25 protein-coding genes are annotated in these 25,912 nt (G+C 68.8%); 19 read left to right on the forward strand and 6 right to left on the reverse strand.

Annotation, left to right across the window (positions count from 1 at the left end):
• Positions 1-529 (reverse strand): hypothetical protein (locus HLK59_RS26985; RefSeq protein ID WP_171144119.1); only part of this gene is annotated, 529 nt, incomplete at its 3' end.
• 253 nt (positions 530-782) lie between these two features.
• Between HLK59_RS26985 and fmt the strand changes: the two genes are divergently transcribed.
• From fmt to HLK59_RS51260, 3 genes are all read left to right on the forward strand, one after another.
• Complete coding sequence (gene fmt, locus HLK59_RS26990) at positions 783-1,715, forward strand: methionyl-tRNA formyltransferase (RefSeq protein WP_171144120.1); 933 nt, start codon at positions 783-785, stop codon at positions 1,713-1,715.
• A 100-nt stretch (positions 1,716-1,815) separates the two neighbouring features.
• The gene (locus tag HLK59_RS26995) at positions 1,816-3,234 is read left to right on the forward strand and encodes a transcription antitermination factor NusB (protein ID WP_171144121.1); all 1,419 of its coding nucleotides are present in this window, start codon (positions 1,816-1,818) and stop codon (positions 3,232-3,234) included.
• Between the two features lie 234 nt (positions 3,235-3,468).
• Positions 3,469-4,482 carry a TnsA-like heteromeric transposase endonuclease subunit gene (locus HLK59_RS51260; protein WP_240982666.1) on the forward strand — a complete coding sequence of 338 codons (1,014 nt, stop codon included), beginning with the start codon at positions 3,469-3,471 and terminating at the stop codon, positions 4,480-4,482.
• An 89-nt stretch (positions 4,483-4,571) separates the two neighbouring features.
• On the opposite strand, the gene HLK59_RS27005 is transcribed toward HLK59_RS51260, so the two are convergent.
• Both HLK59_RS27005 and HLK59_RS27010 read right to left on the reverse strand, forming a co-directional pair.
• Complete coding sequence (locus HLK59_RS27005; RefSeq protein ID WP_171144122.1) at positions 4,572-5,702, reverse strand: HigA family addiction module antitoxin; 1,131 nt, start codon at positions 5,700-5,702, stop codon at positions 4,572-4,574.
• A 58-nt stretch (positions 5,703-5,760) separates the two neighbouring features.
• Positions 5,761-6,132 carry a hypothetical protein gene (locus HLK59_RS27010; protein WP_240982667.1) on the reverse strand — a complete coding sequence of 124 codons (372 nt, stop codon included), beginning with the start codon at positions 6,130-6,132 and terminating at the stop codon, positions 5,761-5,763.
• A gap of 106 nt (positions 6,133-6,238) precedes the next feature.
• Here HLK59_RS27010 and HLK59_RS27015 point away from each other — a divergent pair, with 106 nt between their 5' ends.
• The 4 genes from HLK59_RS27015 (at position 6,239) to HLK59_RS27030 (ending at position 10,178) form a co-directional block, all read left to right on the forward strand.
• Positions 6,239-7,237 carry a CBASS oligonucleotide cyclase gene (locus HLK59_RS27015; RefSeq protein ID WP_171144123.1) on the forward strand — a complete coding sequence of 333 codons (999 nt, stop codon included), beginning with the start codon at positions 6,239-6,241 and terminating at the stop codon, positions 7,235-7,237.
• A 4-nt stretch (positions 7,238-7,241) separates the two neighbouring features.
• Positions 7,242-7,751, forward strand: a complete 510-nt coding sequence (locus tag HLK59_RS27020; RefSeq protein ID WP_171144124.1) for a hypothetical protein — start codon at positions 7,242-7,244, stop codon at positions 7,749-7,751.
• Positions 7,752-7,785: 34 nt separating this feature from the next.
• On the forward strand, positions 7,786-8,709 hold the full coding sequence (locus HLK59_RS27025) for an AAA family ATPase (protein ID WP_171144125.1): 924 nt from the start codon (positions 7,786-7,788) through the stop codon (positions 8,707-8,709).
• An 83-nt stretch (positions 8,710-8,792) separates the two neighbouring features.
• Complete coding sequence (locus HLK59_RS27030; RefSeq protein ID WP_346779823.1) at positions 8,793-10,178, forward strand: SAVED domain-containing protein; 1,386 nt, start codon at positions 8,793-8,795, stop codon at positions 10,176-10,178.
• Between the two features lie 46 nt (positions 10,179-10,224).
• On the opposite strand, the gene HLK59_RS27035 is transcribed toward HLK59_RS27030, so the two are convergent.
• Together HLK59_RS27035 and HLK59_RS27040 are read right to left on the reverse strand one after the other, a co-directional pair.
• On the reverse strand, positions 10,225-11,412 hold the full coding sequence (locus HLK59_RS27035; protein ID WP_171144127.1) for a hypothetical protein: 1,188 nt from the start codon (positions 11,410-11,412) through the stop codon (positions 10,225-10,227).
• Between the two features lie 366 nt (positions 11,413-11,778).
• Entirely contained in the window at positions 11,779-13,923 is a 2,145-nt protein-coding gene (locus HLK59_RS27040) for an MMPL family transporter (RefSeq protein WP_171144128.1), read from the reverse strand.
• Positions 13,924-14,084: 161 nt separating this feature from the next.
• On the opposite strand from HLK59_RS27040, the gene rpe reads away from it, so the two are divergent.
• From rpe to HLK59_RS27080, 8 genes are all read left to right on the forward strand, one after another.
• Positions 14,085-14,771 carry a ribulose-phosphate 3-epimerase gene (gene rpe, locus HLK59_RS27045; RefSeq protein ID WP_171144129.1) on the forward strand — a complete coding sequence of 229 codons (687 nt, stop codon included), beginning with the start codon at positions 14,085-14,087 and terminating at the stop codon, positions 14,769-14,771.
• A 78-nt stretch (positions 14,772-14,849) separates the two neighbouring features.
• The gene (locus HLK59_RS27050; protein ID WP_171144130.1) at positions 14,850-15,893 is read left to right on the forward strand and encodes a sugar-binding domain-containing protein; all 1,044 of its coding nucleotides are present in this window, start codon (positions 14,850-14,852) and stop codon (positions 15,891-15,893) included.
• 40 nt (positions 15,894-15,933) lie between these two features.
• Positions 15,934-16,305, forward strand: a complete 372-nt coding sequence (locus tag HLK59_RS27055; protein ID WP_171144131.1) for a ribonuclease domain-containing protein — start codon at positions 15,934-15,936, stop codon at positions 16,303-16,305.
• Entirely contained in the window at positions 16,302-16,601 is a 300-nt protein-coding gene (locus HLK59_RS27060; RefSeq protein ID WP_171144132.1) for a barstar family protein, read from the forward strand. The genes HLK59_RS27055 and HLK59_RS27060 overlap by 4 nt, the downstream gene beginning before the upstream one ends.
• 131 nt (positions 16,602-16,732) lie before the next feature.
• On the forward strand, positions 16,733-18,175 hold the full coding sequence (locus tag HLK59_RS27065; protein WP_346779825.1) for a GuaB1 family IMP dehydrogenase-related protein: 1,443 nt from the start codon (positions 16,733-16,735) through the stop codon (positions 18,173-18,175).
• Positions 18,176-18,304: 129 nt separating this feature from the next.
• Entirely contained in the window at positions 18,305-18,793 is a 489-nt protein-coding gene (locus tag HLK59_RS27070; protein ID WP_171144134.1) for a GNAT family N-acetyltransferase, read from the forward strand.
• Positions 18,794-18,939: 146 nt separating this feature from the next.
• Positions 18,940-20,415 (forward strand): amino acid permease, encoded by a 1,476-nt coding sequence (locus HLK59_RS27075; RefSeq protein WP_171144135.1) that lies wholly within the window; start codon positions 18,940-18,942, stop codon positions 20,413-20,415.
• Positions 20,416-20,432: 17 nt separating this feature from the next.
• On the forward strand, positions 20,433-20,885 hold the full coding sequence (locus HLK59_RS27080) for an Lrp/AsnC family transcriptional regulator (RefSeq protein ID WP_046260034.1): 453 nt from the start codon (positions 20,433-20,435) through the stop codon (positions 20,883-20,885).
• A gap of 105 nt (positions 20,886-20,990) precedes the next feature.
• On the opposite strand, the gene HLK59_RS27085 is transcribed toward HLK59_RS27080, so the two are convergent.
• The gene (locus HLK59_RS27085; RefSeq protein WP_171144136.1) at positions 20,991-21,731 is read right to left on the reverse strand and encodes a GntR family transcriptional regulator; all 741 of its coding nucleotides are present in this window, start codon (positions 21,729-21,731) and stop codon (positions 20,991-20,993) included.
• Between the two features lie 230 nt (positions 21,732-21,961).
• On the opposite strand from HLK59_RS27085, the gene HLK59_RS27090 reads away from it, so the two are divergent.
• The 4 genes from HLK59_RS27090 to HLK59_RS27105 are packed head-to-tail and all read left to right on the forward strand — an operon-like array spanning position 21,962 to position 25,843.
• Entirely contained in the window at positions 21,962-23,107 is a 1,146-nt protein-coding gene (locus tag HLK59_RS27090) for an extracellular solute-binding protein (RefSeq protein WP_171144137.1), read from the forward strand.
• Positions 23,104-23,985, forward strand: a complete 882-nt coding sequence (locus HLK59_RS27095) for an ABC transporter permease subunit (protein WP_171144138.1) — start codon at positions 23,104-23,106, stop codon at positions 23,983-23,985. The genes HLK59_RS27090 and HLK59_RS27095 overlap by 4 nt, the downstream gene beginning before the upstream one ends.
• Positions 23,973-24,785: an ABC transporter permease subunit gene (locus HLK59_RS27100; RefSeq protein WP_171144139.1), complete on the forward strand. Its 813-nt coding sequence runs from the start codon at positions 23,973-23,975 to the stop codon at positions 24,783-24,785. The genes HLK59_RS27095 and HLK59_RS27100 overlap by 13 nt, the downstream gene beginning before the upstream one ends.
• Positions 24,786-24,787: 2 nt before the next feature.
• Positions 24,788-25,843 carry an ABC transporter ATP-binding protein gene (locus HLK59_RS27105; RefSeq protein ID WP_240982668.1) on the forward strand — a complete coding sequence of 352 codons (1,056 nt, stop codon included), beginning with the start codon at positions 24,788-24,790 and terminating at the stop codon, positions 25,841-25,843.
• Positions 25,844-25,912 lie beyond the last annotated feature (69 nt).

Below are 25,912 nucleotides of genomic sequence, written 5' to 3' on the forward strand. Positions count from 1 at the left end.
GTCGGGGAAAGGGACAGGGGGGGAGCGCGTGGCGGAGGGGCGGGCGGCCCGCCGTCGGCTGGGTGGGCATGGAGCGGGCCGCGGGGACCGTCGGTACCGAGGGGAGACCGGTGTTGACGCTGACCGTGTGGGTGCTCGGTGCCTCGGCGGTGCGCTCGGCCTCGGCGGCCGCCTGGGTCACGGCGCGGCGTGCGCCGTAGCGGCGGTGGACCGCCTGCTTGGTGACCCCGAGCGCGGAGCCCACCGCGTCCCACGAGAAGCCGAGCGAGCGGTCGAAGTCGACGGCGGCCGTCACCAGGGTCTCGACGCTGTCCCGCAGCTCCTGCGCGAGACGGACCGTCGGCGCGGGGGCGCGTCCGTAGACGACGAAGCCCGTGGAGGGGCCGGAGCGGCGCGGGCGGTAGACGTTGCCCAACTGGGCGGTGAGCGTGCGCAGTGCGTCCACCTGCCGGCGGACCCGCTCGATGTCCCGCACCAGCAAGTGCAGGCTGGCCCGAGCCTGGGCGTCGTGGGTTGCGTGGTCGGCCATGAACAAGCCTCTCGAACCGGCGATGAAAAGGATCGGGCCGCTGCAGCGGCCCGTTGTGGTCAACTCTTTCTTGACCAACGCGTGGGCGCTCCGCTGGTCACGCAGTGGGGGCGTAGCGGCATATGCGTGCGCCCCGGGAGGAGGGTGTGCGCCTCGGCTCCCGCACGCTCCACTCGGTCGGCGGTATTTCTTTCCGTGGTCATAGACTTGTGCGTTGCCCGCACACCCCCGCCCGAGAGGCCCGAACCCACCCATGAAGCTCGTCTTCGCCGGTACCCCCGAGGTCGCCGTTCCCGCTCTGGACGCTCTGATCGCCTCCGGGCGGCACGAGGTGGCCGCCGTCGTCACGCGACCCGACGCACCGGCCGGGCGTGGACGCAGGCTCGTCGCGAGCCCGGTGGCCGAGCGGGCCGTGGAGGCGGGCATCGAGGTGCTGAAGCCCCTCAAGCCGCGGGACCCGGAGTTCCTGGAGCGGCTCCGGGAGATCGCCCCCGACTGCTGTCCCGTCGTCGCCTACGGGGCGCTGCTGCCCCGCGTCGCCCTCGACATCCCCGCCCACGGCTGGGTCAACCTGCACTTCTCGCTGCTGCCCGCCTGGCGCGGGGCCGCGCCCGTGCAGCACTCCATCATGGCGGGCGACGAGATCACCGGGGCCTCCACCTTCCTCATCGAGGAAGGCCTCGACTCCGGGCCCGTCTACGGCACCGTCACCGAGGAGATCCGGCACACCGACACCAGCGGCGACCTGCTGACCCGGCTCGCCTTCGCCGGCTCCGGACTGCTCGCCGCGACCATGGACGGGATCGAGGACGGCACCCTGAAGGCCGTACCGCAGCCCGCCGACGGCATCACCCTCGCCCCGAAGATCACCGTCGAGGACGCGCAGGTCGACTGGCGCACCCCGGCCCTGCGGGTCGACCGGGTCGTGCGCGGATGCACGCCCGCGCCCGGCGCCTGGACGGTCTTCCGCGGTGAGCGGCTCAAGCTCATCCAGGTCCAGCCCGCGCCCGAGCGCACCGACCTCGCTCCGGGACAGCTCGCCGTCGGCAAGAACAGCGTCCACGTCGGCACCGGCTCCTACGGCGTGGAGCTGCTGTGGGTGCAGGCCCAGGGCAAGAAGCCGATGAAGGCCGCCGACTGGGCGCGCGGGGTGCGGATCGGCGAGAGCGAGAGCCTGGGCGCGTAGCAACGCGTGCCGGCGGCGGGACCCCTCGGCGGGTCACGCGCGCACAGGTGGGACGTACGCTTGGTGCGTATCCCGTCAACACATCCGGAGCACCTTTTTCGTGAGCGACCAGTCCCGTGGGCCCCGCCCGTCCGGCAAGCCCTACCGTCGGCCCAAGAAGGACCCCGTCCGCTTCCTCGCCTTCGAGGCCCTGCGGGCCGTGGACGAGCGGGACGCGTACGCCAACCTCGTGCTGCCGCCGCTGCTGCGCAAGGCGCGGGAGAAGGGCGATTTCGACGGACGGGACGCGGCGCTGGCCACCGAGCTCGTCTACGGGACGCTCCGGCGCCAGGGGACGTACGACGCCGTCATCGCCGCGTGCGTCGACCGGCCGCTCCGCGAGGTCGACCCGCCGGTCCTCGATGTGCTGAGCCTCGGGGTCCATCAGCTGCTCGGGACGCGGATTCCCACGCATGCCGCGGTGTCCGCCTCCGTCGAGCTCGCGCGCGTGGTGCTCGGCGACGGGCGGGCCAAGTTCGTCAACGCCGTGCTGCGGAAGGTCGCGCAGGACGATCTGGACGGGTGGATCGCCCGTGTGGCCCCGCCCTACGAGGACGACCCCGAGGAGCATCTCGCCGTCGTGCACTCGCACCCCCGCTGGGTCGTCTCCGCGCTGTGGGACTCGCTCGGCGGCCCGCGGGCCGGCATCGAGGAGCTGCTGGCGGCGGACAACGAACGGCCCGAGGTGACGCTGGTCGCCCGGCCCGGACGGGCCGGCACCGACGAACTGCTGCGGGAGGAGGCCGCCGTCGCCGGGCGCTGGTCGCCGTACGCCGTGCGGCTGGCCGAGGGCGGCGAGCCCGGGGCGATCGACGCCGTACGGGAAGGCCGTGCGGGCGTGCAGGACGAGGGCAGCCAGTTGGTGGCCCTGGCGCTCGCCAACGCGCCTCTGGAGGGGCCGGACGGGACATGGCTCGACGGGTGTGCGGGGCCCGGTGGCAAGGCCGCGCTGCTCGCCGCGCTGGCCGCGGAGCGGGGTGCGGTGTTGCTGGCCTCCGAGAAGCAGCCGCATCGGGCCGGGCTCGTGGCGAAGGCGCTGGCCGGGAATCCGGGGCCGTATCAGGTCATCGCCGCGGACGGGCTCAAGCCGCCGTGGCGGTCGGGCGGGTTCGACCGGGTGCTGATGGATGTGCCGTGCACCGGTCTGGGGGCGTTGCGGCGGCGGCCCGAGGCGCGGTGGCGTCGGCGGCCGGAGGATCTTGAGGGGTTCGGGCCGTTGCAGCGGGGGCTGTTGAAGACCGCGCTGGACTCCGTCAGGGTGGGCGGGGTGGTGGGGTATGCGACCTGTTCGCCGCATCTTGCCGAGACTCGGGCGGTTGTTGAGGACGTGCTCAAGCAGTGGCCTGAGGCCGAGCTGATTGATGCGCGGCCGTTGCTTCCGGGGGTGCCGGGGCTTGGTGAAGGGCCGGATGTGCAGTTGTGGCCGCATGTGCATGGGACCGACGCGATGTATCTGGCGTTGATCCGTCGAACGGGGTGAGGTTCGACTTTTCTGTAGGCCCTCAAAATGAGTGACCAATTCTCACTCTGGTTGGCCAGTGTCCGACCAATTGGTCACCGAAGTGAGACGGGTGGACGTTCGGACCTCGCTCGTGCGTGTGGAGGTTCGCGGCGCTCACCCTCTGTACGGCTCGCTGTTTCCGTGTGACCTTCAAGGTGATGGGACTTGCAGCTCTTGCTTTGAGGCCATCGCTCCGCTTTCTCGGGAGGTCGCATGGCGAGGTCTAGCGGTTCCGTCTCGGTGAAGTTGCGTAGAAGTGACGGCAAGATCGCAGAGAGGACCTGGCCGCACGCGAGTGTTGATGATCTCCTGGAGTTCTCCACCCCGTGGCGTACGTTCCGTTGGTATTACGGGCAGAAGCATTACTCGGGATTCTACTGGTCCTCGACTATGCACTCCCATGTGATCTATGAATCGCGACTGGAACTAACGCGGTTGATTTATGCTGACTTTACACGGGATGGCAGGGCTATATTTGCTCAGCCGTTTTTGATTACGGCAGAAATCGATGGGGCGTTAAGGAGGCATGTCCCCGATTTCTTGATTCTTCGAGACGGCATGGTTCCTTTGGTCGTGGATGTCAAGCCCCGTCATTTGCTGACGCGGCCCAAGATCTCTTTCTCGCTCGGCTGGGCTCGTAAGGTGATGGAGTCTTGTGGCTGGGAATTCCAGGCGTGGTGTGAGCCTCCGGAGAAGGAGCTGGCCAACCTCCGATTCCTGGCTGGTTATCGGCGTGACTGGCTTTTCGCGGCGGAGATACTGGAAGAAATTCGCGGCCGTGACCTTCATGGAGCGACTTTAGGAGAGGCGTTCCGTTCATTCCCTGCCTGGCCTGATGAGCTTGTTCGCGCCGCTGTCCTGCATCTGCTGTGGAATCAGGATCTGTCCACTGATTTGAGCGATATTCTTTCCGAGCGGCATCTATTGCGCCAGGAGCCAGCCGCGGTCGTGGGTGCCGGGATGAATACGCTGCCTGACCCGATCGAGGATTCCGAGTGCGGCGACAGGGATGTTGCCCCACCGCAGCCCGCCGGAAATAGGAACAGGGGAGGACGGATGAGCGGAGACGGTGCGGTACGCGTAGGTGTGGGGACACGGTTCCATTACGACGGTGAAGTCGTCACTGTCGAGGAAATGTTCGGAGCTGCAGCCGGAAATGAGATCCTGGTCGGGCCGCAGGCGCTAGGGAGGGGTCGCCTCATGGGCAGCGCTCAATGGAAAAGATAGTGATGCAGACTCCGTGGCCACTGAGCGAGACAAACGCCAGAACCCCAGGTCATCTAAGCAGCTAACACACCCTTACCATGCTGTCACTGCTAGGAGGCCGTTCTGCTGCTGGCAGTGATGGCTTCGAGATCGAAGTCGCGCTTGAGTTTATTTCCTTCCCTCCAGTCCAGCGCCTTATCGTGTTGTAGGCGGCCCACGACGATTCCGGGCGCGATACCGACTTGTTCTGCGAATCTACTGATTTGCGTGAACGGTTTGGGTTGTCGTCGAAGTGCCGTGTAGGCTGATTCATGTTCCGGGGGGATCAGGGTTTGGGCTGCGAAAATGTTTGCTTCCTGTTCCGCTGGGCTTGTTCCTTTGAAGGGATCCTCATCGAGGAAGGTCAGCCGCTTTCCGTGCAGTAGGACGTGTCCGATCTCATGGAAAAAGGTGAACCAGAAACGGTCGTCTTTCTTGTATCGGTCAGTTAGGGCGATCAATACCTTGTCCGGATTGAGCCACCGGGTCGCGCCCGATAGATTGGTATTTTTGAATGCTGGAGAGAAGACAACCGCCACTCCCGCCTCCGCGCAGAGATTAGGCAACTGGGTGAGCCATGTCTCTGGGGCCTGCATGCTCAGTTCGCGGAGGCCCGGTAGGAGATCTTGCAATGCTTCTCGCCGGAACTGCTTACACTGGCGGCGCCGAGCTTCTATAACAGCCAGCCGGAGCCAGGCGTAAGTGGAATATTCGTTGGGGGTCGTTGTGGATGATCGACGAAACGCTACGCTGTAGCCGTTCCATAGCTCTTCGGCAACCGCAGGATTGGCGACACCAAAGAAGTCGAGCAGGCGCTGGACATTGGCAACTGTTTTTTCTCGGTCGGACAGAATGTTTCGGGCAACCAGCTCGGTCAATGGAAACCTGTCGAGCCACTCGATTTGGCCGGCCAGGGCGCTTTGTTCCTCCTTTCGGGCCAATTGCGTGCGCCAGTCAGCTTCCAATGTGTTCCATACGGTGGCAGGGACTCCAGTAGCCCGTTCAAGCAGAAGTGCGGTTTCTGGGCTAAGGGATGCGATGCCCTGCACAATCTGATTGACGTGCTTGGTTGAGAGACCGGTACGGCGGGCGAGATCAGCTTGAGAAACGCCGAGTTCCTCAAGGGTCTCCTTAAGGGTTTCCCCCGGGTGCGGCACGGTCTGCGGGGAGTACTCGAGGGGATCGGGGGCGCCGAAGGTCATCATCGGAGTGTGCCTCTCTCCTGGTGAGGAAGGGGCCGTGCGGGGGCTGGGCGGCGGATCACAGGACAATCTCGGTTACGACGAGGGCTCGGACGGCCTGCTCGTCGAGGCGTCCGTCGGGAAGCGCGAGGGCCGGGGCGTCGCGCGGCCGTGCGAGGAGATCGGCGGTCGGCCCCAAGGAGATCAAGAGGTAGCCGTCGCCGCGGGTCGGGTGGTGGCGGAGCCGGGCAGCGGGCAGGCGGCGGAGCTCGGCGAGGTGCGCCACAGCCGATATCTCTCCAAGCCGTCGGCGGATCGCTGAAGCGAGCGCAGGGCCGTACCGGCTGCGCCTGACGTTGTCGTCGTTGCAGATCCGGGCCAGTTCGCCATCGCCGAAGAGGATCTTCAACCGCCACCTCTGGAACAGGTTGTCTTTACCGGATCCGTGCATGCTACTCTCTCGGCGCAGTGAGTTTGATCTCATGCACCAACCAGGTGTATGTAACTTTGAGTAATCATTCGTCGCGGGATGGTCCCGCGGAGGAAGGCGGGACCCGATGGCGGGAGAGAGCCACGTCAACCACAAGGTTCTGGCGAAGCACGCCGAGAACAAGGTGAACGTGCCGCGGGATGACGCCAAAGAGCGCCGGAGGCAGGTCAACCACCTGAGGGCGCGCTTGGAGTCCTACATCGACGACCACCCGGACTACGACCTGGTCAAGCTCCGCGCGTCGGGCAGCACCGCGAAGCACACCGCGATCAAGCGCCGCAAGGGCGAGGGCTCCGATGCCGACGTCGCGGCCTACGTCCGCTCCTGTGACCCCGACACACCCGAGTCCGACCTGCTGGAGTGGCTGCGGGACCGCTGCATCGAGGTGTACGGGAAGACGAAGGTCGCGGACGACTTCGTCATTTCGCAGCACGCCGTTGGGATCACCCTCCGCGGCTCCGGTCTCAAGATCGATGTCGCGCCGGTGCTGGACACCGGGGAATCCGACGACAAGGGCTACCTGATCACCCGGCAGGGAGAGCGGGTGCTGACCTCCGTCACCCAGCACCTCGAGTTCATCCGGACTCGGAAGAAGAAGGCCGGCCCCGGCTACGCGGAGCTCATCCGGCTGCTCAAGGCCTGGATCCGCGAGAGCAAGCGTCTCGACCCCGACCTGCGCTGCAAGAGTTTCCTGCTCGAACTCATCGTTGCGCACCTCTGGGACAACGGCTGGAACGGCGAGTCCCTGGAAGTCGACGACTACCCGCGCGCGATCGAGCAGGTCCTGGCCTACATCGTCCGTACCGGTCTGAAGTCCCCGATCGTCTTCGACGACTTCTACGACCCCGGTGACGTGCTGACCACCTACGAGGCCATCCAGGTCTGGGACCCGGTCAACCCGGAGAACAACGTCGCCTCCAGTTACACCGAGCACGACCGTCAGCGCCTTGTGGACCAGGCCGCCACCTCGCTGGACGAAATCTCCTGGGCCGCGACCGCACCGACGAAGGGCGACGCCAACGACGCATGGCGCACGCTGTTCGGCCCCTCCTTCGAAGGAGCGTGAAACCGTGACCGCCTCCTACGCCCGCTCCGCCACCTTCACCCTCACCGACGCGCGCTACATCGGGGCGAAAGTCGGCGCCGACCTCCGCCAGCTGAACAGTCTGTACGGCAAACCGGCGCACGCCGATATCGACAAATACGTCGAGGAGATCGCCATGCTCCTCAAGGACGGCTACCTCGACACCGTCGACTTCGGCTTCCGCGACACCGGCACCAACGCCTGGAAGCTGCGCCTGCGCTACCGCGCGACGACCGGCGGCCACCTCGTCGACACCCGGCCCGGAAGCCTGCCGCGCAGCGCCGACATCACCGGACTCGACTTCTACAGCTACCTGACCTACAGCCCGGCCTTCCATCTTCTTGCCGCAGCAGACCGAGACCGAGTCAAGGTCGCTCTGCCGGTGAGACGGACGGGCGCCGACGCCCCGACCGCGAACGCCGGTACCACCCAGACCGGCCGCAGCTATGCCCGCAACGGCACCGGTGTCGACCGCGATGTCTATCAGGCCCAGTGACCCCCCTCCATCACCAGCACCGAGGACGACACCCGTGAGTAGCCAGGACGACCTGTTTCACCCCGTGATCGAACTGCCCGAACCCACCCGCCAGGCACGGTACGACCGCCTCATCGGCCTGGATGCAGTCAAGCGTCAACTGCGTAAGGAGGCCGTCCTCCTGGCGGACCCCGATCGACTGCACGCGTGGGCACGTCAACACCACCCGGGGACAGAGCCTGCTGCGCTCCAGCTGTTCGCCGACCGCGCACCGCTGTTCGTCTTCGCAGGGGACGTCGGTTCGGGGAAGTCCGCCCTCGCGGAGTCCTTCGGATGTGACCTGGCCGAACAGCTCGACCTGCCGGTCCACCTATACCGGCTCAAGCTCGCCACACGAGGCAGCGGCCTGGTCGGTGAGATGACCGCGCTGATCGGAGACGCCTTCTCGTATGTACACGAGCAGGGCCGCCGGGCACGCGACACCCGCGGTGTCAACACTGTCCTCGTCCTGGTCGTCGACGAAGCCGACGCACTCGTCCAGTCCCGCGAGGCACAGCAGATGCATCACGAGGACCGTGCCGGAGTGGACGCCTTCCTCGCCGGTGTGGACAGCCTCGCCGGCGCTCGACTCCCTGTCCTGGTCGTACTGTGCACCAACCGCGTCGGCGCACTCGACCCCGCTCTCATGCGCCGCGCCGCGGCGACCTTCACGTTCGTCCGCCCCGACGACCAGCAGCGCCGTGCCGTACTCACCCGGGCTCTGCACGGCATCACCGTCCGCCCGGACACCTTCGACAAACTCGTCCAGCTCACCGGCCCGGACACAGACCGTCCGGGCTACACCTTCTCCGACCTCACCCAGCGCCTCATCCCGGCGGCAATCCTGCAGGCCTTCCCCGACGGGCCCCTCCGCGACGAACACCTCCTCACCGTCGCCAACGAACTCGCCCCCAGCCCCGTCTTCGCAGAGACGCCCTGATGATCTCCCTGCCCGCGCCCAGCGCAACAGGAGTACGGATCGCAGGCGACCAATATCAGTGGCAGCTCGCATGGCAAGGATGCGTGACCGCCGTCCGCGACGCCTCCATCCACACGCCCAATCCGGTCGTCGCGGTCGGCGTCGAAGTCGACGGCGTCGGCAACCTCGACGATGTCGTCCTGTACCGTGCCACCCCGCCGCACACCTACGCCCAGGTCAAGTACGCCGTCGACAGCAGTAACCCCGTCAACGAGGACTACCTGCTCCAGCCCAGCGACTCCGGCGGTCCGTCGATCCTGAAGAAGATCGCCCGCACTTGGCGCCAACTCACCGCCGACGGTACCCCGGTGGACTTGGCTCTCATCAGTAATCGTGCCCCCGACCCCGGAGACCCGTTGGTCTCGCTCCGCGATTCCCGCACCCAGCTACTGATGCCCAAAGCTGGCCAACAAGGCTCCAGATCAGCAAAAGGTACTGCTCGACGACGATGGGCGGTGGGCGCCGACCTGACCGAAGCCGAGCTCCGCGACCTGCTAGAGGTGCTCCGCTTCGACCTTGCTCGTGACCCGACCCACCTTCACGACCACGTTCAGTCGCTCATGCTCGCCGCAGGCTTGCGCCCGGACGATGCGGCGATCCATATCGGGGCCGACTGGGTGGCCCGCCAGGTGCGAGACGGTCAGCGGACCCTGACCCTCACGGCGATCACCGAAGCCATCGACTCCCTACAACTAAAGGCCGGACCCACCCGCGCCGTGGTGTCCATCGCCACCCTCAAGCCGGACCCCGCGACAGGAGACGCCGACTACGCCCTCGACTGGGCCGACCGCTTCGACGGCGCGTCCCCCTACGTCAAGCGCCGCCCCCAAGCTCCCGCGACCTGGGCCCAACTACAGGCGGAGATTGAAGCCGCACCCCACAGGATCCCGCCGGGAAGAACTGCCGTTGCGATCACCGGCAGCCTCCGGCTTGCTCCCGCTTTCCTCGTCGGCAGCGCCTTCCGTATGGTGACCGGCGCGGACCTCGCCGTCATGCAACGCGGCCTACTGTGGTCCTCCGCCGACCCGTACGACGCCGTGCTCACACCCGCACAAGCCGAGTACAGGATCGGCCAGGGCCCGGACCTGGCCGTGGCCATCGCTGTGGCCACGGACCCCACCGACGACGTACTGCACTTCCTGCGAGACCAGGGCCTCCCGGTATCCCAGCTCCTGGTGCTCCGGCCGCCGACCGGCGCCAAAGACAATTCCATCCCGAACTCCGCGACTGCCAACGCCTTGGCCGTCGGAATCCGTGACACAGTGCGCCGCGCCAGCCGCAACGCCCCGCGCGTCCACCTCTTCCAGGCCAGCCCCATGGGCCTGGCGCTGATGCTCGGCCACCGGTGGAACCGGCTGCGCCCCACGGTGGTGTACGAAGATGTGGCAACCGAGCGGATCTACGAAGAAGCCTTCACGATCGACGCCTGACCGAGCCCACCCTGGGTGCGTACGGGCGCTCGGGAGGCACCTGGACCTATGTGGTAGTAGGTCGGGGGCGGTCGGCCAGTGGCACCAGGGCGGTTCTGCGTCCTAACAGAGCCCCAAGAGTGAGGACGAAGGTGGCGGGCCCGTCGGTGAACAACCAGTTGGTGGCGTCCGCACCGTGTTCCTCGACGGTACGACGCCAGTGGTGGACCACATAACGGACGAACGCCTCGTGGTGTTCGGTCGTGTCGGGGATATTCCCCGGCTGGGTACGGATGACCAGCGCCCCGATGCACCGGTTTCCTTCGGGATCGCCATGCTGGGCTTGACCCGGAAGGACATAGACCTCGCTCGCGCCGCGCTCGGCTGCGTACAACGCGTCTCGTACCAGTCCCTCATTGTCCGAGAGCGCCACGATCAGCGCGATCCTGTTGGTTCGTAGCCCTGCCGTTGTCCCGCTGCCCGCGCGGGCCGTGAACTGATGCCACGACGGTTCCTGCCCGGGGCCGGCGAACGCATCGCGCAACCGGAGCAGGTCGCTTTCTCCAGGCGGGAGCTTCAGTGCGCTGTCAAGCCGCACGGAGGCAAAGGAGGACTGGCCTCGCTCCTCCGACTGCCCCATGACGCGTGCGACGATCCGCCGCCGGGGCGCAGGGACCCGCAGATGCCGTCGGTCGGACTCCTCTTCCCCAGGCGACTCGGCGAACACGCTCACGTTCTCGTGTAGTTGGGCACGCAGCATTCCGCCGAGACGATACGCGTCTGCATGTCGGGCGGTGACATAGAACGAAACAGACCCGGGTGCCTCTCCTGCGCCGATCGTCTGCTCTTCGAGCCTGGCCTGCATTACCCGGTATGCGAAGGCCACCCGGTCGGACACCTCGATGTCGCCCAGCAGTGCGTCCGGTTCCACGACGAAACAGGCGGCATGGCGCTGCAGCGCATCGTCCTGCATCTCGCGCAGTCGTGTTCGGTCCCAGTGAGAGTTGGCCCCGAGATAGATGACGATGCCGACCCCCTCCTTACTCCGCAGCACGTGCGTCGCCCAGGCAACGAGCAGCACGGCGAGGATGGCGACGGCCATCAGCCCGAACAGTGAATCGCCGACAACCGGCACGGCCTGCACCAGATTCGGCAGCAAACCCAGCGCGAGCGCGGCGGCAGTAGTGGCAAGCAGAGACCACATGCCTTCACGTGACAGCAGAAATGTCCATACCCAGGACTTCCGCCGCTGCATCCCACCCGCCCCCATCGCCTACCGCCTACCGAATGATGCTCTGCATATCGCCGTCAACTGGTCGGTGACATGTTCCCGCGGGCCTGGCCAGACTCGCAGGTGAGCGCTGTCACCTTGAGTAACGTACTGCTCCAACCCGCACTCCGCCTTGAGCAAGGGAGGTTCAACCCGTGTGTAGCGCTCAATGGCCAAGATCGTGAGACAGACTCCGTGGCCACTGAGTGAGACAACCGCCAGAACCCCAGGTCATTTCAGCGGAATAAGTCATTCCGAATTAGGGCCTACATTTTCGCCACTTCGCCGTGGGGGTGCGGATGAGTGGCGACTGACGGCCGGCTGTGGCTTGTCGCGCAGTTCCCCGCGCCCCTAGGTGCGTTGGTCCGCCGCCGATTGCTCCGCGACCTGCGTAGTCGTCGCGGCCTCCTCGTGTGCCAGCCTGTGCGGCCACCACACCTTCGGGCCCACGTCCAGGAACAGGGACGTCACCAGGACCGAGCGGACGATGAACGTGTCCAGGAGGACGCCCAGGGCCACCGCGAAGCCGATCTCGGCGAAGGCGACCATGGGGAGCGTGCCGAGGGCGGCGAAGGTGCCGGCCAGGACCAGGCCCGCGGAGGTGATGACCGCGCCCGTTGCCGCCAGTCCGGTCACCACGCCGGGGCGGGTGCCCTGGCGGGCCGCCTCCTCCCGGATGCGGGTGGTCAGGAAGATGTTGTAGTCGATGCCCAGGGCCACCAGGAAGACGAAGACGAACAAGGGGAAGTCCGTCGTCTCTCCCGCGTAGTCGAACAGGTACCTGAAAGCGAGCGCGCTGATTCCCAGGGCCGCCGCGAACGACAGGATCACCGTCCCGATCAGCAGCAGCGGGGCGATCAGGGCGCGCAGCAGTGCGCACAGGATCAGCATGACGACGATCAGCACCAGCGGGATGATCAGCAGATTGTCGTGCGTGGTCGCCTTGTCCATGTCGAGCAGGGCGGCCGTACCGCCGCCGACCTGGGCATCGGCGTCCGGTACCGCGTGGACGGCGTCCCGGACGTGTTCGACGGTCTGCTTCGCCGCCTCGCTGTCCGCCGGGTCGGTCATGGTCGCCTCGAAGAGGACCTTGCCCTCGTACGACGGTTTCGTGCCCGGTGGCAGGCCCAGCGAGTCGGGGACGACGCCGTCGGTGGCGGCCACCGCCTCGCCCACCTGCCGTGCCTGCGCCTGGTTGCTGATGATGACCAGGGGATCGCCGCTGCCCGCCGGGAAGTAGCGTGCGGAGACCTCCTGGCCGACGATCGAGTCCGGCTTCCCGGTGAACGCGTCCGCGTTGCTGATGCCCTCGGCGCGCAGCTGGATCAGGCCCAGCGAGCAGACCGCGAGGATCAGCGCGGTGGCGCCCCACACCATGCGGGGACGGCGGGCGATACGGCGGCCCATGCGGGCCCACACACCCCGGTCGATGCGGTCGGGGTCGCCGAAGCGCGGGGTCGCGGGCCAGAAGATCCAGCGGCCGAAGATCACCAGCAGGGCGGGGAAGAGGGTCGTCATCGCCAGCAGGGCGACCGCCACGCCGATCGCCGCGACCGGTCCGAGACCGCTCGTCGAGTTCATCTCCGCGGCCAGCAGCACCAGCATGCTCAGCACCACGGTCGCGCCGGACGCGATCACGGCCGGGCCCGCGCGGTGCAGGGCCAGGGCCATCGCCTCGTGCCGGTCCTCGTGGCGGTGCAGCTCCTCGCGGTAGCGGGCGACGAGCAGCAGGGCGTAGTCCGTCCCCGCGCCGAAGACCAGGACGGTGAGAATGCCCGCGCTCTGGCCGTTGACCGTCAGGCCCGCGTGCTCCGCGAGCAGGTAGATGAGGGCCTGTGCGGTGAACAGGGCGGCGATGACCGAGAGCAGCGGGACCAGGATCAGGGTGGGGCTGCGATAGGTGATCAGCAGCATCACGATGACGACGCCCATCGCGGACAGCAGCAGCGTGGAGTCGATGCCCTCGAAGGCCTCGGAGAAGTCGGCGGAGGTGCCGCCCGGGCCGGTGATGTGCACGGCGAGGCCGCTACCGCCCTCGCCGGTCACGTCCCGGATGGTGTCGACCGCGGGCGCGATCTCCTCCCAGCCCTTCTCGTCCATCGTGATCGGTACGAGGATCTGGGCCGCGCGCGGATCCGTCTCACGGTCGAAGACCGGGCCGCGGGTCTCCGCGCCGCGGATGCCGTGGTCCCGGAGCTCCTTGATCTGCCGTGCGTCCTCCTCGATCTGCGCCCGGTCCTGGGCGGTCAGACCGTCCGCGCGGGCGTAGACGACGACCGCGGGGATCTGCTCGGGCCTGAAGTCCTCGGAGATCTTGAGGACTTGGGTGGACTCGGCCGAGCCGGGCAGCCAGGAGGCGGCGTCGTTGTCCTGGGCGTCGGTGAGTTTCTGCGCGAAGGGCGCGGTCAGGAGCAGCGCGACGACCCACAGCGCCAGGACGACCCACTTGGCGCGCCGTCCGCACACGAGATGCCCGATGCCTCGCTTGTCACTCATACCAACCCCCGCAACCACGCCCCGTAAGGGGTGCGGGGCCGCGACATGTGCGGCTCCGCCGCACAGGCGCGATCAGCCACATACGGCCCGCACCGGACAAATGACCGTACCCATCGGGAACCCGTGCGGCCAACCCCCGGAGGGCATGGCAGTCTTGGGTCATGGCCGCGCAGATCAACCCCAGCATTCTGTCCGCAGACTTCGCCCGCCTCGCGGACGAGGCGAAGGCGGTGGACGGAGCCGACTGGCTCCACGTCGACGTCATGGACAACCATTTCGTCCCGAACCTCACGCTCGGTGTGCCGGTCGTAGAGTCGCTCGCCCGTGCGACGGAGACTCCGCTGGACTGCCATCTGATGATCGAGGCCCCCGATCGGTGGGCGCCCCAGTACGTAGAGGCGGGGGCCGGTTCCGTCACCTTCCACGTCGAGGCGGCCGCCGCTCCGGTCCGGCTCGCCCGGGAGATCCGGGCCAAGGGCGCCCGCGCCTCCATGGCGCTCAGGCCCGCGACGCCCATCGAGCCGTACGAGGATCTGCTCCCCGAGCTCGACATGCTCCTGATCATGACGGTCGAGCCGGGCTTCGGGGGACAGGCGTTCCTCGACATCATGCTCCCGAAGATTCGCCGCACCCGCGAGTTGATCAGCAAGCACGGCCTCGAACTCTGGCTCCAGGTCGACGGCGGAGTCTCGGCCTCCACCATCGAGCAGTGCGCCGACGCCGGGGCCGATGTCTTCGTCGCCGGATCGGCCGTGTACAACGCGTCCGACCCGGCCGAGGCGGTACGTGCACTGCGCACCCAAGCCGAGGAGGCGACCGCCAAGGCGAGCTGGGCATGCGGCCACTGAGCCACAGCAACGTGAACGGCTCCCATCAGGGCTGATCAAGTCCGCCGGATCTGCAAGGATGAACGGCGAATCCAGAGTGTGAACAGCAGTGAGGAGATGGCCGTGTCGGGTATGTCGGCGGGCCGGTCAGCCATGCGGATGGGACCCGCTGAGCTGGTGCAGGCGGCGGCCATGGCCCGCCGCTTCTACCTTGAGGGCAAGTCCAAGATCCAGATCGCCGAGGAGTTCGGCGTGAGCCGCTTCAAGGTGGCCCGGGTCCTGGAGACCGCCCTCGAGCGGGATCTCGTACGCATCGAGATCCGTGTGCCCGCCGAACTGGACGCCGAGCGCTCGGACGCGCTGCGCGCCCGGTACGGCCTCAGGCACGCCGTCGTGGTGGAGTCGCCGGCCGAGGCGGAGGACTCGCCCGACCCCGAGAACCTCGGGGAGACGGCCGCCGACCTGCTCGGCGAGCTCGTCAACGAGGGCGATGTGCTCGGTCTGGCCTGGGGCCGGTCCACCATCCACATGGCGGCCGCCCTCGACCGGCTGCCGCCGTGCACGGTCGTGCAGTTGACGGGCGTGTACGACGCCGGGACCGCCGAGCGCGGTTCGGTGGAGGCGGTACGGCGGGCCGCGCAGGTGTCGGGCGGCGACGCGCACCCGATCTACGCCCCGATGCTGCTGCCGGACGCGGCCACCGCGGCGGCGCTGCGCAACCAGACGGGGATCGCCCGGGCCTTCGAGTACTTCGACAAGGTCACGGTCGCCTGTGTCTCCATCGGCTCCTGGGGACCGGGTGTCTCCACGGTGTACGACATGCTCAGCGAGGAGGAGCGGGCGCACTACTCGACCCTCGGCGTCGCCGCGGAGACCTCCGCGCACCTCTTCGACGCCGACGGGCGCCGGGTGGGCCGGGACCTGGGTGAGCGGTGCATCACGGTCAAGGCGGACCAGCTCCGCCGTATCCCCGAGGTCGTCGCGATCGCGGGCGGGGCGCGCAAGGCGATGGCCATCGACGCCGTGCTGCGGTCCGGGCTCGTCACCAGCCTGGTCACGGACACCTCGGCGGCGGACGTGCTGCTGACGGCGGGTCAGACGCCGAAGCCGGCGCTGAACCGGGCTGACCCGGACGGCCCCTGACGGAAGGTCATGCGGGGGCGGCCGTGGCAGCGTGGGCGACATGCTGCTGCGGTTCGTCCCCCGGGTGCTGGTCTGTCTCCTCCTTCTGCTGACGGGGTGCGCGGCCGACGGCGGCGGTCCGCGGTGGGCCGCCGGCATGGCCACCGTCCAGGAGTCGCGGCTGCCCGCCCAGGCCCGCGAGACGCTCGGCCTCATCGACGCGGACGGGCCGTTCCCGTACGGGAAGGACGGCAGTGTCTTCGGGAACTTCGAGCGGCGGCTGCCCGCCCACAAGCGCGGTTACTACCACGAATACACCGTCCCCACGCCGGGCTCGCGCGATCGCGGGGCCCGGCGCATTGTCACCGGGCAGGGCGACGAGATCTACTACACCGATGATCACTACGACTCGTTCAGGGCGGTACTGAGATGACGGCGGTCGTGGCCACGCTGGACCTAGACGGGGTCACCGACAAGGCGGGCCTGATGGCGGCCTGTGCCCGGGACCTGCTGCTGCCGGACTACTTCGGGCACAACTGGGACGCGCTGGCCGACGTCCTCTCCGACCCGGGGCTGTGGCCCGAGGACACCGCCGGGGACAGAGTCGTCGTCGTACGGAACTGGCAGCCGTACGCCGAGGCGCGGCCGGACGAGTGGGCCCTCGCCCGTGAGGTGTTCTCGCAGGCCTCCGCGCTCACGGTGACCCTCGCGCTCGGAGGATCCTCCTAAGGCGCCTCTGACCTGCTTGGACGATCCGTCCGGGCATCGCATTCCGGTGGACATGGGACAATGAAGTACGTGCTCTTCCCCCTGGCTGACCTGTCCGGGGGCCACCTCTGAACGACTGGGATGTGCAGCACGTGCGTTTCCTCAATGACATCCAGCCCGCGTACGACCTGACGTACGACGACGTCTTCATGGTCCCCAGCCGCAGCGCGGTCGGCTCGCGTCAGGGTGTGGACCTCAGTGCCCCGGACGGCACGGGCACCACGATCCCGCTGGTCGTCGCCAACATGACCGCCATCGCCGGACGCCGTATGGCCGAGACGATGGCCCGGCGCGGCGGCCTGGTCGTCATCCCGCAGGACATCCCGATCGAGGTCGTCACCGACGTCGTGTCCTGGGTGAAGAGCCGCCACCACGTCCTGGACACCCCGATCGTGCTGGCCCCGCACCAGACCGTCGCCGACGCGCTGGCCCTGCTGCCCAAGCGGGCGCACAACGCCGGTGTGGTCGTCGACGGGGACGGCCGGCCCGTCGGTGTCGTCACCGACCAGGACCTGACCGGCGTCGACCGCTTCACTCAGCTCGAGGTCGTCATGTCCAAGGACCTGGTGCTGATCGACGCGGACATCGACCCGCGCGAGGCCTTCAACCGCCTGGACGCGGCCAACCGCCGCTACGCCCCCGCCGTGGACAAGGACGGCCGGCTGGCCGGCATCCTCACCCGCAAGGGCGCGCTGCGGGCGACGCTGTACACGCCGGCCGTCGACGCCCAGGGCAAGCTGCGCATCGCCGCCGCCGTCGGTATCAACGGCGATGTCGCGGGCAAGGCCAAGCAGCTGCTCGACGCGGGCGTCGACACGCTCGTCATCGACACGGCGCACGGCCACCAGGAGTCGATGATCGGCGCGATCAAGGTGGTGCGGGCGCTCGACCCGCGGGTGCCGATCGTCGCGGGCAACATCGTGTCCGCCGAGGGTGTGCGGGATCTGATCGAGGCCGGCGCCGACATCATCAAGGTCGGTGTGGGTCCCGGTGCCATGTGCACCACCCGCATGATGACCGGCGTGGGCCGGCCGCAGTTCTCGGCCGTGCTGGAGTGCGCCGCCGAGGCGAAGAAGTACGGCAAGCACGTCTGGGCCGACGGTGGTGTCCGGCACCCGCGTGACGTCGCGATGGCGCTGGCCGCCGGCGCGTCCAATGTGATGGTCGGCTCGTGGTTCGCGGGCACCTACGAGTCCCCGGGCGACCTTCAGCAGGACGCCGACGGGCGGCTCTACAAGGAGTCGTTCGGCATGGCGTCCGCGCGTGCCGTGGCCAACCGTACGTCCGAGGAGTCGTCGTACGACCGGGCCCGCAAGGCACTGTTCGAGGAGGGCATCTCCACCTCCCGGATGTTCCTGGACCCGGCCCGGCCTGGCGTCGAGGACCTGATCGACTCGATCATCGCGGGCGTCCGCTCCTCCTGCACCTACGCCGGCGCGGGCTCCCTGGAGGAGTTCGCCGAGAAGGCGGTCGTGGGCATCCAGAGCGCGGCCGGCTACGCGGAGGGCAAGCCGCTGCACGCCAGCTGGAGCTGAGCGCTCCGCCGGCTGAGCGGTGAGGTGCCGTCGTGGCTGGTCGCGCCCGCGCGGCGGTAGCCGCACATCGATACGGCCCCCGTGGAAATTCGGGGGCCGTTCGCGTTCCCGGGCCCTACCGTCGGGTGTATGGAGATCACTGTCTGCCGGGCCGCCGATGTGGCGCTGCTCGACCGTTGCACGGGCTCACCCGGAGCCACGTCCTTCCACGCCCGGCGGTTCGCGCGGCAGGAGGCGGGGCAGTGCACGTACCTCGTGGCCTGGCTGGACGGCCGGCCCGTGGGGCACACCGAGATGCGCTGGGTCGGGTGCGAGTCACCCGAGGTCGCCGTGGACTGCCCGGAGATCGGCGGGCTGGACGTCTTTCCGGCGGAGCTCCGGTCGCGCGGTATCGGGACCGCGCTGATCCGCGCCGCCGAGCGGCTGGCCGGGGAGCGCGGGCTGACGGTCGTGGGGATCGGAGTCGGCAAGGACAACCCGCGCGCGGCCGCCCTGTACGCCCGCCTCGGGTACCGCCCGCTGGTCGACTACGCGGACCGCTGGTCGTACGAGGACCACGACGGAACGACCCGGGAGTGCGTCGACGCCTGCACGTTCCTCGTCAAGGATCTGCCCTGATCAACCCGTGTGCAACGAACACCCGCCACCTCGCGATGAACGCAAGGATCTTGCGGATGTGCGCAAGGTTGCTGCATTACGACCGTGATGCCCCGGCTCATAGGGTCATGCGCTGTACTCGAATGCAGTGACGAAGGAGTCAACGCGTGCTCGACCAAGGCGCACCCCCGCAACAGCGCACATCACGGTCCCCGGGAGTCGGTGCGCGCCTTGTGCGGCGCAAGCCGGTGGAACGTCTGGTCGCCGAGGGGGGCCAGGGCGAGGGCGGCAGCCTTCGGCGCTCCCTCGGGCTCTGGCAGCTGACCATGATCAGCATCGGTGCCACGCTCGGCACCGGCATCTTCGTCGTCCTCGGTGAGGCCGTGCCCAAGGCCGGACCGGCCGTCACCCTGTCCTTCGTGATCGCGGGCCTGACGGCACTGTTCTCGGCCCTGTCCTACGCCGAACTCGCGGGCACGATCCCGGTCGCCGGGTCCTCGTACTCGTACGCGTACGCGACGATGGGCGAGCTGGTCGCCTGGGTCTGCGGCTGGTGTCTGATCCTGGAGTACGGCGTCTCGGTCGCGGCCGTCGCCGTCGGCTGGGGCGAGTACCTCAACGAACTGCTCGACGGGACCATCGGCGTCACCATCCCGGACGCGCTGTCCGCTCCGCCCGGCGACGGCGGGATCTTCAACCTGCCGGCGCTGATCGTCGTACTCCTGGCCATGGCCTTCCTGCTCGGCGGGGCGAAGGAGTCCGCGCGGGCCAACACCGTCATGGTCGTCGTGAAGATCGCCGCGCTGGTGCTGTTCTGCGCCATCGGTGTCCAGGGTTTCCGCTCCGGCAACTACGAGCACTTCATGCCGCTCGGCATGGCGGGTGTGAGCGCGGCCGGGGCGACGCTGTTCTTCTCGTACATCGGGTTCGACGCCGCCTCCACCGCCGGTGAGGAGGCGAAGAACGCGCAGCGTGACCTGCCGCGCGCGATCATGCTGTCGCTGGTCATCGTGACGGCGCTGTACGTCCTCGTCGCGGCCGTCGCCGTCGGTGCCAAGCCCTGGCAGCGGTTCGGGGACTCGGAGGCGGCGCTGGCCCAGATCATGCGCGAGGTGACCGGGCAGACCTTCTGGGGGACCCTGCTGGCGGCCTGTGCCGTCATCGCCATCGCGAGCGTCGTCCTGACCGTGCTCTACGGCCAGACCCGTATCCTCTTCGCGATGTCCCGGGACGGGCTCGTGCCGAAGGTGTTCGCGCGGGTCCACCCCAGGACCGGCGCGCCCCGCGCCAACACGGTCATCGTGTCGCTGTTCTGCGGTGTCCTCGCCGCCGCGATCCCGCTGGGCCAGCTCGCCGACGCCACCAGCATCGGCACGCTCTTCGCCTTCGCGCTGGTCAACATCGCCGTCGTGGTGCTGCGCCGGAGCCGTCCGGACATGCCGCGCACCTTCCGGGTGCCGCTGTCCCCGGTGCTGCCCGCGCTGGGGCTCGGGTTCTGTCTCTGGATGATGGGCAGCCTGTCCGCCGTCACCTGGGTGGTCTTCGGAGTCTGGATGGCCGCCGGGCTCGTGTTCTACTTCGTGTACGGCTATCGCCGCTCCCGTCTCGCGACGCCCGAGGCGTTCCCGTCCCGCAACACCTGAGAGCTGATCCACCCACCGTGCTCAACGATCTCGACGAACGCATCGTCCACGCCCTCGCCGAGGACGCCCGCCGCTCCTACGCGGACATCGGGCAGATCGTCGGTCTCTCCGCGCCCGCCGTGAAACGGCGTGTGGACCGGCTGCGTGCCACCGGAGCCATCACCGGCTTCACGGTCCGGGTCGACCCGTCGGCCCTCGGCTGGGAGACCGAGGGGTTCGTCGAGATCTACTGCCGGCACAACACCTCGCCGGACACCATCCGGCGGGGCCTGGAGCGCTACCAGGAGGTCGTCGCCGCGTCGACCGTCACAGGGGACGCGGACGCCGTCGTGCAGGTCTTCGCCTCGGACATGCGGCACTTCGAGCGGGTGCTCGAACGGATCGCGGGGGAGCCGTTCGTGGAGCGGACCAAGTCGGTGCTGGTGCTGTCGCCGCTGCTGCGGAGGTTCTCCTCGGGGGCGCCTGGGTGAGGGGTGGTGCGGTCGTGGGGCGGGTGCGGGTGCGTCGTGGCCGTTCGCGCAGTTCCCCGCGCCCCTGAAAGCACGTCGCCCGGTCCCACATCCAGACCCCGGGCTCTACTCCGCCGTCTTCCTCGCCAGCGCGTTGTTGTCCATCGAGTTGTGCACGCTGAAGCTCACCGCGTCCGAGCGGTAGCGGTCGTCCGACCACTCCACCGGGCGCCCCTCACGGGTCGTCGTCACCCGGCGGACGCGCAGCAACGGGCTCGTGCGGCGGACCTCCAGGAGCTCCGCGTCCTGCGCGCCCGCCGAGACCGCGTCGATCACGTGCTCGCCGTAGGCGAAGACCAACCCCGTGTCGTCGTACAGGCGTTGGGTCACCGACGGACAGTCCGGCTCGATCGGTTCGACGGCGGGGGAGATCCAGTCGGCGTACACGGTCCGCTCCAGCAACACCGGTTCGCCGTCCAGGCCGCGCACCCGCAGGACGTGCAACACCTGTGTGCCGGCGCGTAGTTGGAGACGTACCGCGTCCTCCTGGGTCGCCGGCCGGTACCCCTGCGCGACCACCCGCCCCGTCGCCTCGCGGCCCATCGCGCGGGCCCACTGGGCGAAGCTGCGCAGTTCGGCGAAGCTCTGGCTGCGACGGCTGGCCAGGACCACCCGGCGGGCGCCCTGGCGGGAACCGATGAGGCCCTCGGCGGTCAGCGCGGCGACGGCCTGGCGGACCGTGCCGCGCGAGACGCCGTAGTGGGCCGCGAGGTCCGTCTCGGCGGGCAGCCGGCTGCCGACTGTGTACTCCTCGCGGTCGATCGCCCGGCGCAGGGCGTCGGCGATCTCCTCGTGTCGCGCCGGCATGCTTCCCCTCCGAGTCGGCTGCTGTGCACAGCGTGACCAGCGTAGTCGACATCCGTCAGGCAGCCGAGAGAAGCCTGATCGTCAGGGAGAACAGGGGCCACTGTTTCGCCAGTGTTTACGGAATCGATACCGGCAGCGGTCTTACTGAGGCCAACTTGTTCAGACAAGTTATCTGACACAAGTTCTCTCGCCTCTTCTCGCCTCTTCGCTCCGCGTCCCCTGGAGAAGCCGTGACCGTGTCCCTGCCGAGAACCGCCGCCCTCGGCGTCATCGCCGCCCTCGCCCTGAGCGCCTGTGGTGCCGCCCCCGAGAACTCCTCGACCACCGCCGACGGCAAGAACGCCGCCACGGCCACCTCCGCCGCCGACTTCGGCGGACTCGACGCCCTGGTGACGGCGGCCAAGAAGGAGGGCACGCTCAACGCCATCGCGCTGCCGCGCGACTGGGCCAACTACGGCGCCCTCATCGACGGCTTCGAGAAGAAGTACGGCATCAAGATCACCGTCGAGAACCCCGACGGCGCCAGCCAGGACGAGATCAACGCCGTGACGTCCCGCAAGGGGCAGGACCGGGCCCCCGACGTGCTCGACCTCGGCAGCTCCTTCGCCATCAGCGCGGCCCAGCAGGGGCTGCTGGCGCCGTACAAGGTGGCCTCCTTCGCCGACATCCCGGCCGGGCAGAAGGACGCGCAGGCACGCTGGTACAACGACTACGGCGGCTACATCTCCATCGGCTGCGACGCCAAGCGCGTCACGACCTGTCCGACCACCTTCGCCGACCTCCTCAAGCCCCAGTACAAGGGCCAGGTCGCCCTCAACGGCAACCCCACCAAGTCCGGCTCGGCCTTCGGCGGCGTCTGGGCGGCCTCGCTCGCCAGCGGCGGCTCCTTCGACGACATCCAGCCCGGCCTCGACTTCTTCAAGAAGCTGAAGCAGAACGGCAACTACACACCCGTCGAGTCGACCCCGGCCACCGTCGAGAAGGGCGAGACGCCGATCAGCATCGACTGGGACTACCTCAACGCCGGGTACGCCGAGGAGTTCAAGTCCAAGGGCGTCGACTGGAACGTGTCCGTGCCGAGCGACGGCCAGTTCTCCCAGTACTACTCCCAGGCGATCAACAAGGACGCCCCGCACCCGGCGGCCGCCCGGCTGTGGCAGGAGTACCTCTACAGCGCCGAGGGCCAGAACCTGTGGCTCAAGGGGTACGCCCGCCCGGCCCTGATGGTCGCCATGGAGAAGGCCGGCACCCTCGACAAGACCGCCGCGGCCAAGCTGCCTGAGGTCTCCGGCACGCCGAGTTTCCCGACCGAGGCCCAGCAGAACAAGGCCAAGACGGTGCTCGGACAGGGCTGGGCGAAGGCCGTCTCCGGATGACGGCCACCGCCGTACGAGTGGACTCGGCGCCGACCGCTGCGAAGCGGCGGCGCCGGTCCCTCGGCTGGCTCGCCGTGGTCCCGCTGCTCGCGTTCGTCGCGCTCGCCTTCGGGTTTCCCGCCTGGGCGATCCTGGACGGGGCGTTCACCGCCAAGGACACGGGTGCGTTCAGCACGGCCAACCTGACCGCCTCGGTGCAGGGCGCCTACCTCACCGCCCTCCTCGGCAGCGTCAAGCTGTCCGCCGTCTCCGCGGTGCTCTCGGCAGCCCTCGGACTGCCGCTCGCCCAGGCCGTCGTGACCTCCCGGCACCGGGCGCTGCGCGAGGCCGTCCTCACCGCCTCCGGCGTCCTCGCCAACTTCGGCGGCGTCCCGCTGGCCTTCGCCTTCGTCGCCACCCTCGGCAACGCCGGTGTGCTGACACGGCACTTCGGCCTCACGGACAAGGGCTGGGACCTCTACAGCTTCTGGGGACTGGTGATCGTCTACCTCTACTTCCTCATCCCGCTGATGGTCCTCACCATCACCCCGGCCCTGGAGGGGCTGCGCGTCCAGTGGCGCGAGGCCGCGCAGAACAACGGGGCGACCCCCGCGCAGTACTGGCTCCACGTCGCCCTGCCCGTCCTCGCGCCCTCGCTGCTCGGCGGGCTCGTGCTGCTCTTCGGCACCGCCTTCGCCGCGTACGCCACCGCCGCCGCGATCGTGGGCAGCTCCATCCCGCTGATCACCCTCCAGATCGCCGACGCGCTCTCCGGCAACGTGCTCGTGGGCCAGGAGAACGTGGCGCTCGCCCTCAGCCTCGACATGGTCCTCATCGCGGGCCTGGTCATGGCCGTGTACCTGCCCCTGCAACGACGGAGCGCGCGATGGCTCGCCTGAACCTGTGGCGGTGGGGCGTCTGGGGCCTCGCCGGGCTGTACTTCCTGGTGCCGCTCGCCGCGTCGATCGTCTTCACGGTCGACGTGCCGGGGCAGGGCGTCACCTTCGACGCCTACACGCAGATCTTCTCCGCCGACGGCTTCACCTCCAGCCTGCTGCTCTCGCTGGAGCTGGCCGTCGTGACGATCGCCGTCGTCCTGCTGCTGATGGTGCCCGCCATGGTGGCGCTACGACTCGGTTCGCCGAAGCTCCGGCCGGTCGTCGAGGTGGTGTGCCAACTGCCGCTGGTGGTACCGCCGATCGCGTTGGTGGCCGGCATCATCACGGTCCTGAAGTGGGGGCCCGAACACCTCTCGCGCACCCCGCTGTTCCAGACGTTCGTGGCGATCCAGAACCCGGACTTCCCCGTCGTGCTGGTCCTGGCGTACGTCGTGATGGCCCTGCCCTTCGTGCATCGCGCCCTGGACGCCGGACTGCGCGCGGTCGACGTCCGCACCCTCGTCGAGGCCGCCCGCAGCTGCGGGGCGAGCTGGCCGCAGGCGCTGGTCCAGGCGGTACTGCCCAATCTGCGGGGCGCTCTCCTCAACTCCTCCTTCCTCACGCTGGCGTTGGTGCTCGGTGAGTTCACGGTCGCCCAGCTGCTCGGCTTCCAGCCCTTCGCCGTGTGGATCGTGAACGTCAGCGGCTCGCAGGCCCAGCTCTCCGTCGCCGTGTCCGTGCTCAGCCTGCTCGTGACGTGGGTGCTGCTCCTCGTCCTGGCCGGTCTCGGCGGACGCGCCCGAACTACTTCCCGGGGATGACCATGAAGACGCCAGAGAAAGCGGCCACCGTCGAATTCCGGGGCCTGCGCAGGGAGTTCGGTCCGACCGTCGCCCTCGACGGACTCGACCTGACCGTCCAGCCGGGTGAGCTCCTCGCCCTGCTCGGCCCCTCCGGCTGCGGCAAGACCACCGCGCTGCGCATGCTCGCGGGCTTCGAACACCCCGACGCCGGCGAGGTGCTGGTGGACGGCGAGGACGTCACCCGGGTGCCGGCCCACCGCCGTGACGCCGGGATGGTCTTCCAGTCGTACAGCCTCTTCCCGCATCTCGACGCGGTCGACAACGTGGCCTTCGGGCTGCGGATGCGGAAGGTGCGGCCGGCCGAACGGCGGGCGCGTGCCGTGGAGTTGCTGGAGCTCGTCGGCCTCGCCGACAAGGGCGGGCGCTTCCCGCACGAGCTCTCCGGCGGCCAGCAGCAGCGCGTCGCGCTGGCCCGGGCGCTCGCCCTGCGCCCCCGCGTGCTGCTCCTCGACGAACCGCTGTCGGCGCTCGACGCCAAGGTGCGGCTCACCCTGCGCGAGGAGATCCGGCGGCTCCAGCAGGAGCTCGGCATCACCACCCTGTTCGTGACCCACGACCAGGAGGAGGCCCTGTCGATGGCGGACCGGGTCGCGGTGATGCACGCCGGGCGGCTCGAACAGTGCGCGGCCCCGGCCGAGTTGTACGGCCGACCGGCCACCGCCTTCGTCGCCGAGTTCGTGGGGACGATGAGCCGGATCCCGGGACGGGTGGGCGACGGTGCCGTGGACGTGCTCGGGCAGCGGCTGCCCGTGGACGGGCCGGTGCCCGCGGCGGCCGAGGTGGACGTGCTGGTGCGGCCCGAGGCCGTCCGGGTCACCGCCGAGGACGACGGCAAGGCGCGGGTGGTCGCCACGTCCTTCCTGGGCGCGACCGTCCGGATCACCGTCCGGCTCGCCGACGGCACCGACGTGAAGGCCGACCTGCCCGCGCACGACGCGGCCGGGCTGGGGGCGGGCGCCGCGGTGAGCGTGGCACTGCCCGAGCGGCCGGTGCTGGTCGCCGAACGTGGCCGCTGACGGCCCTACGAACCACCGGTCCCCCCACACACCGGAATGCCAACCACTGACCCCCCACAGGAAAGAGAC

The sequence above is a fragment of the Streptomyces sp. S3(2020) genome (assembly GCF_013044505.1).
Classification (GTDB): domain Bacteria; phylum Actinomycetota; class Actinomycetes; order Streptomycetales; family Streptomycetaceae; genus Streptomyces.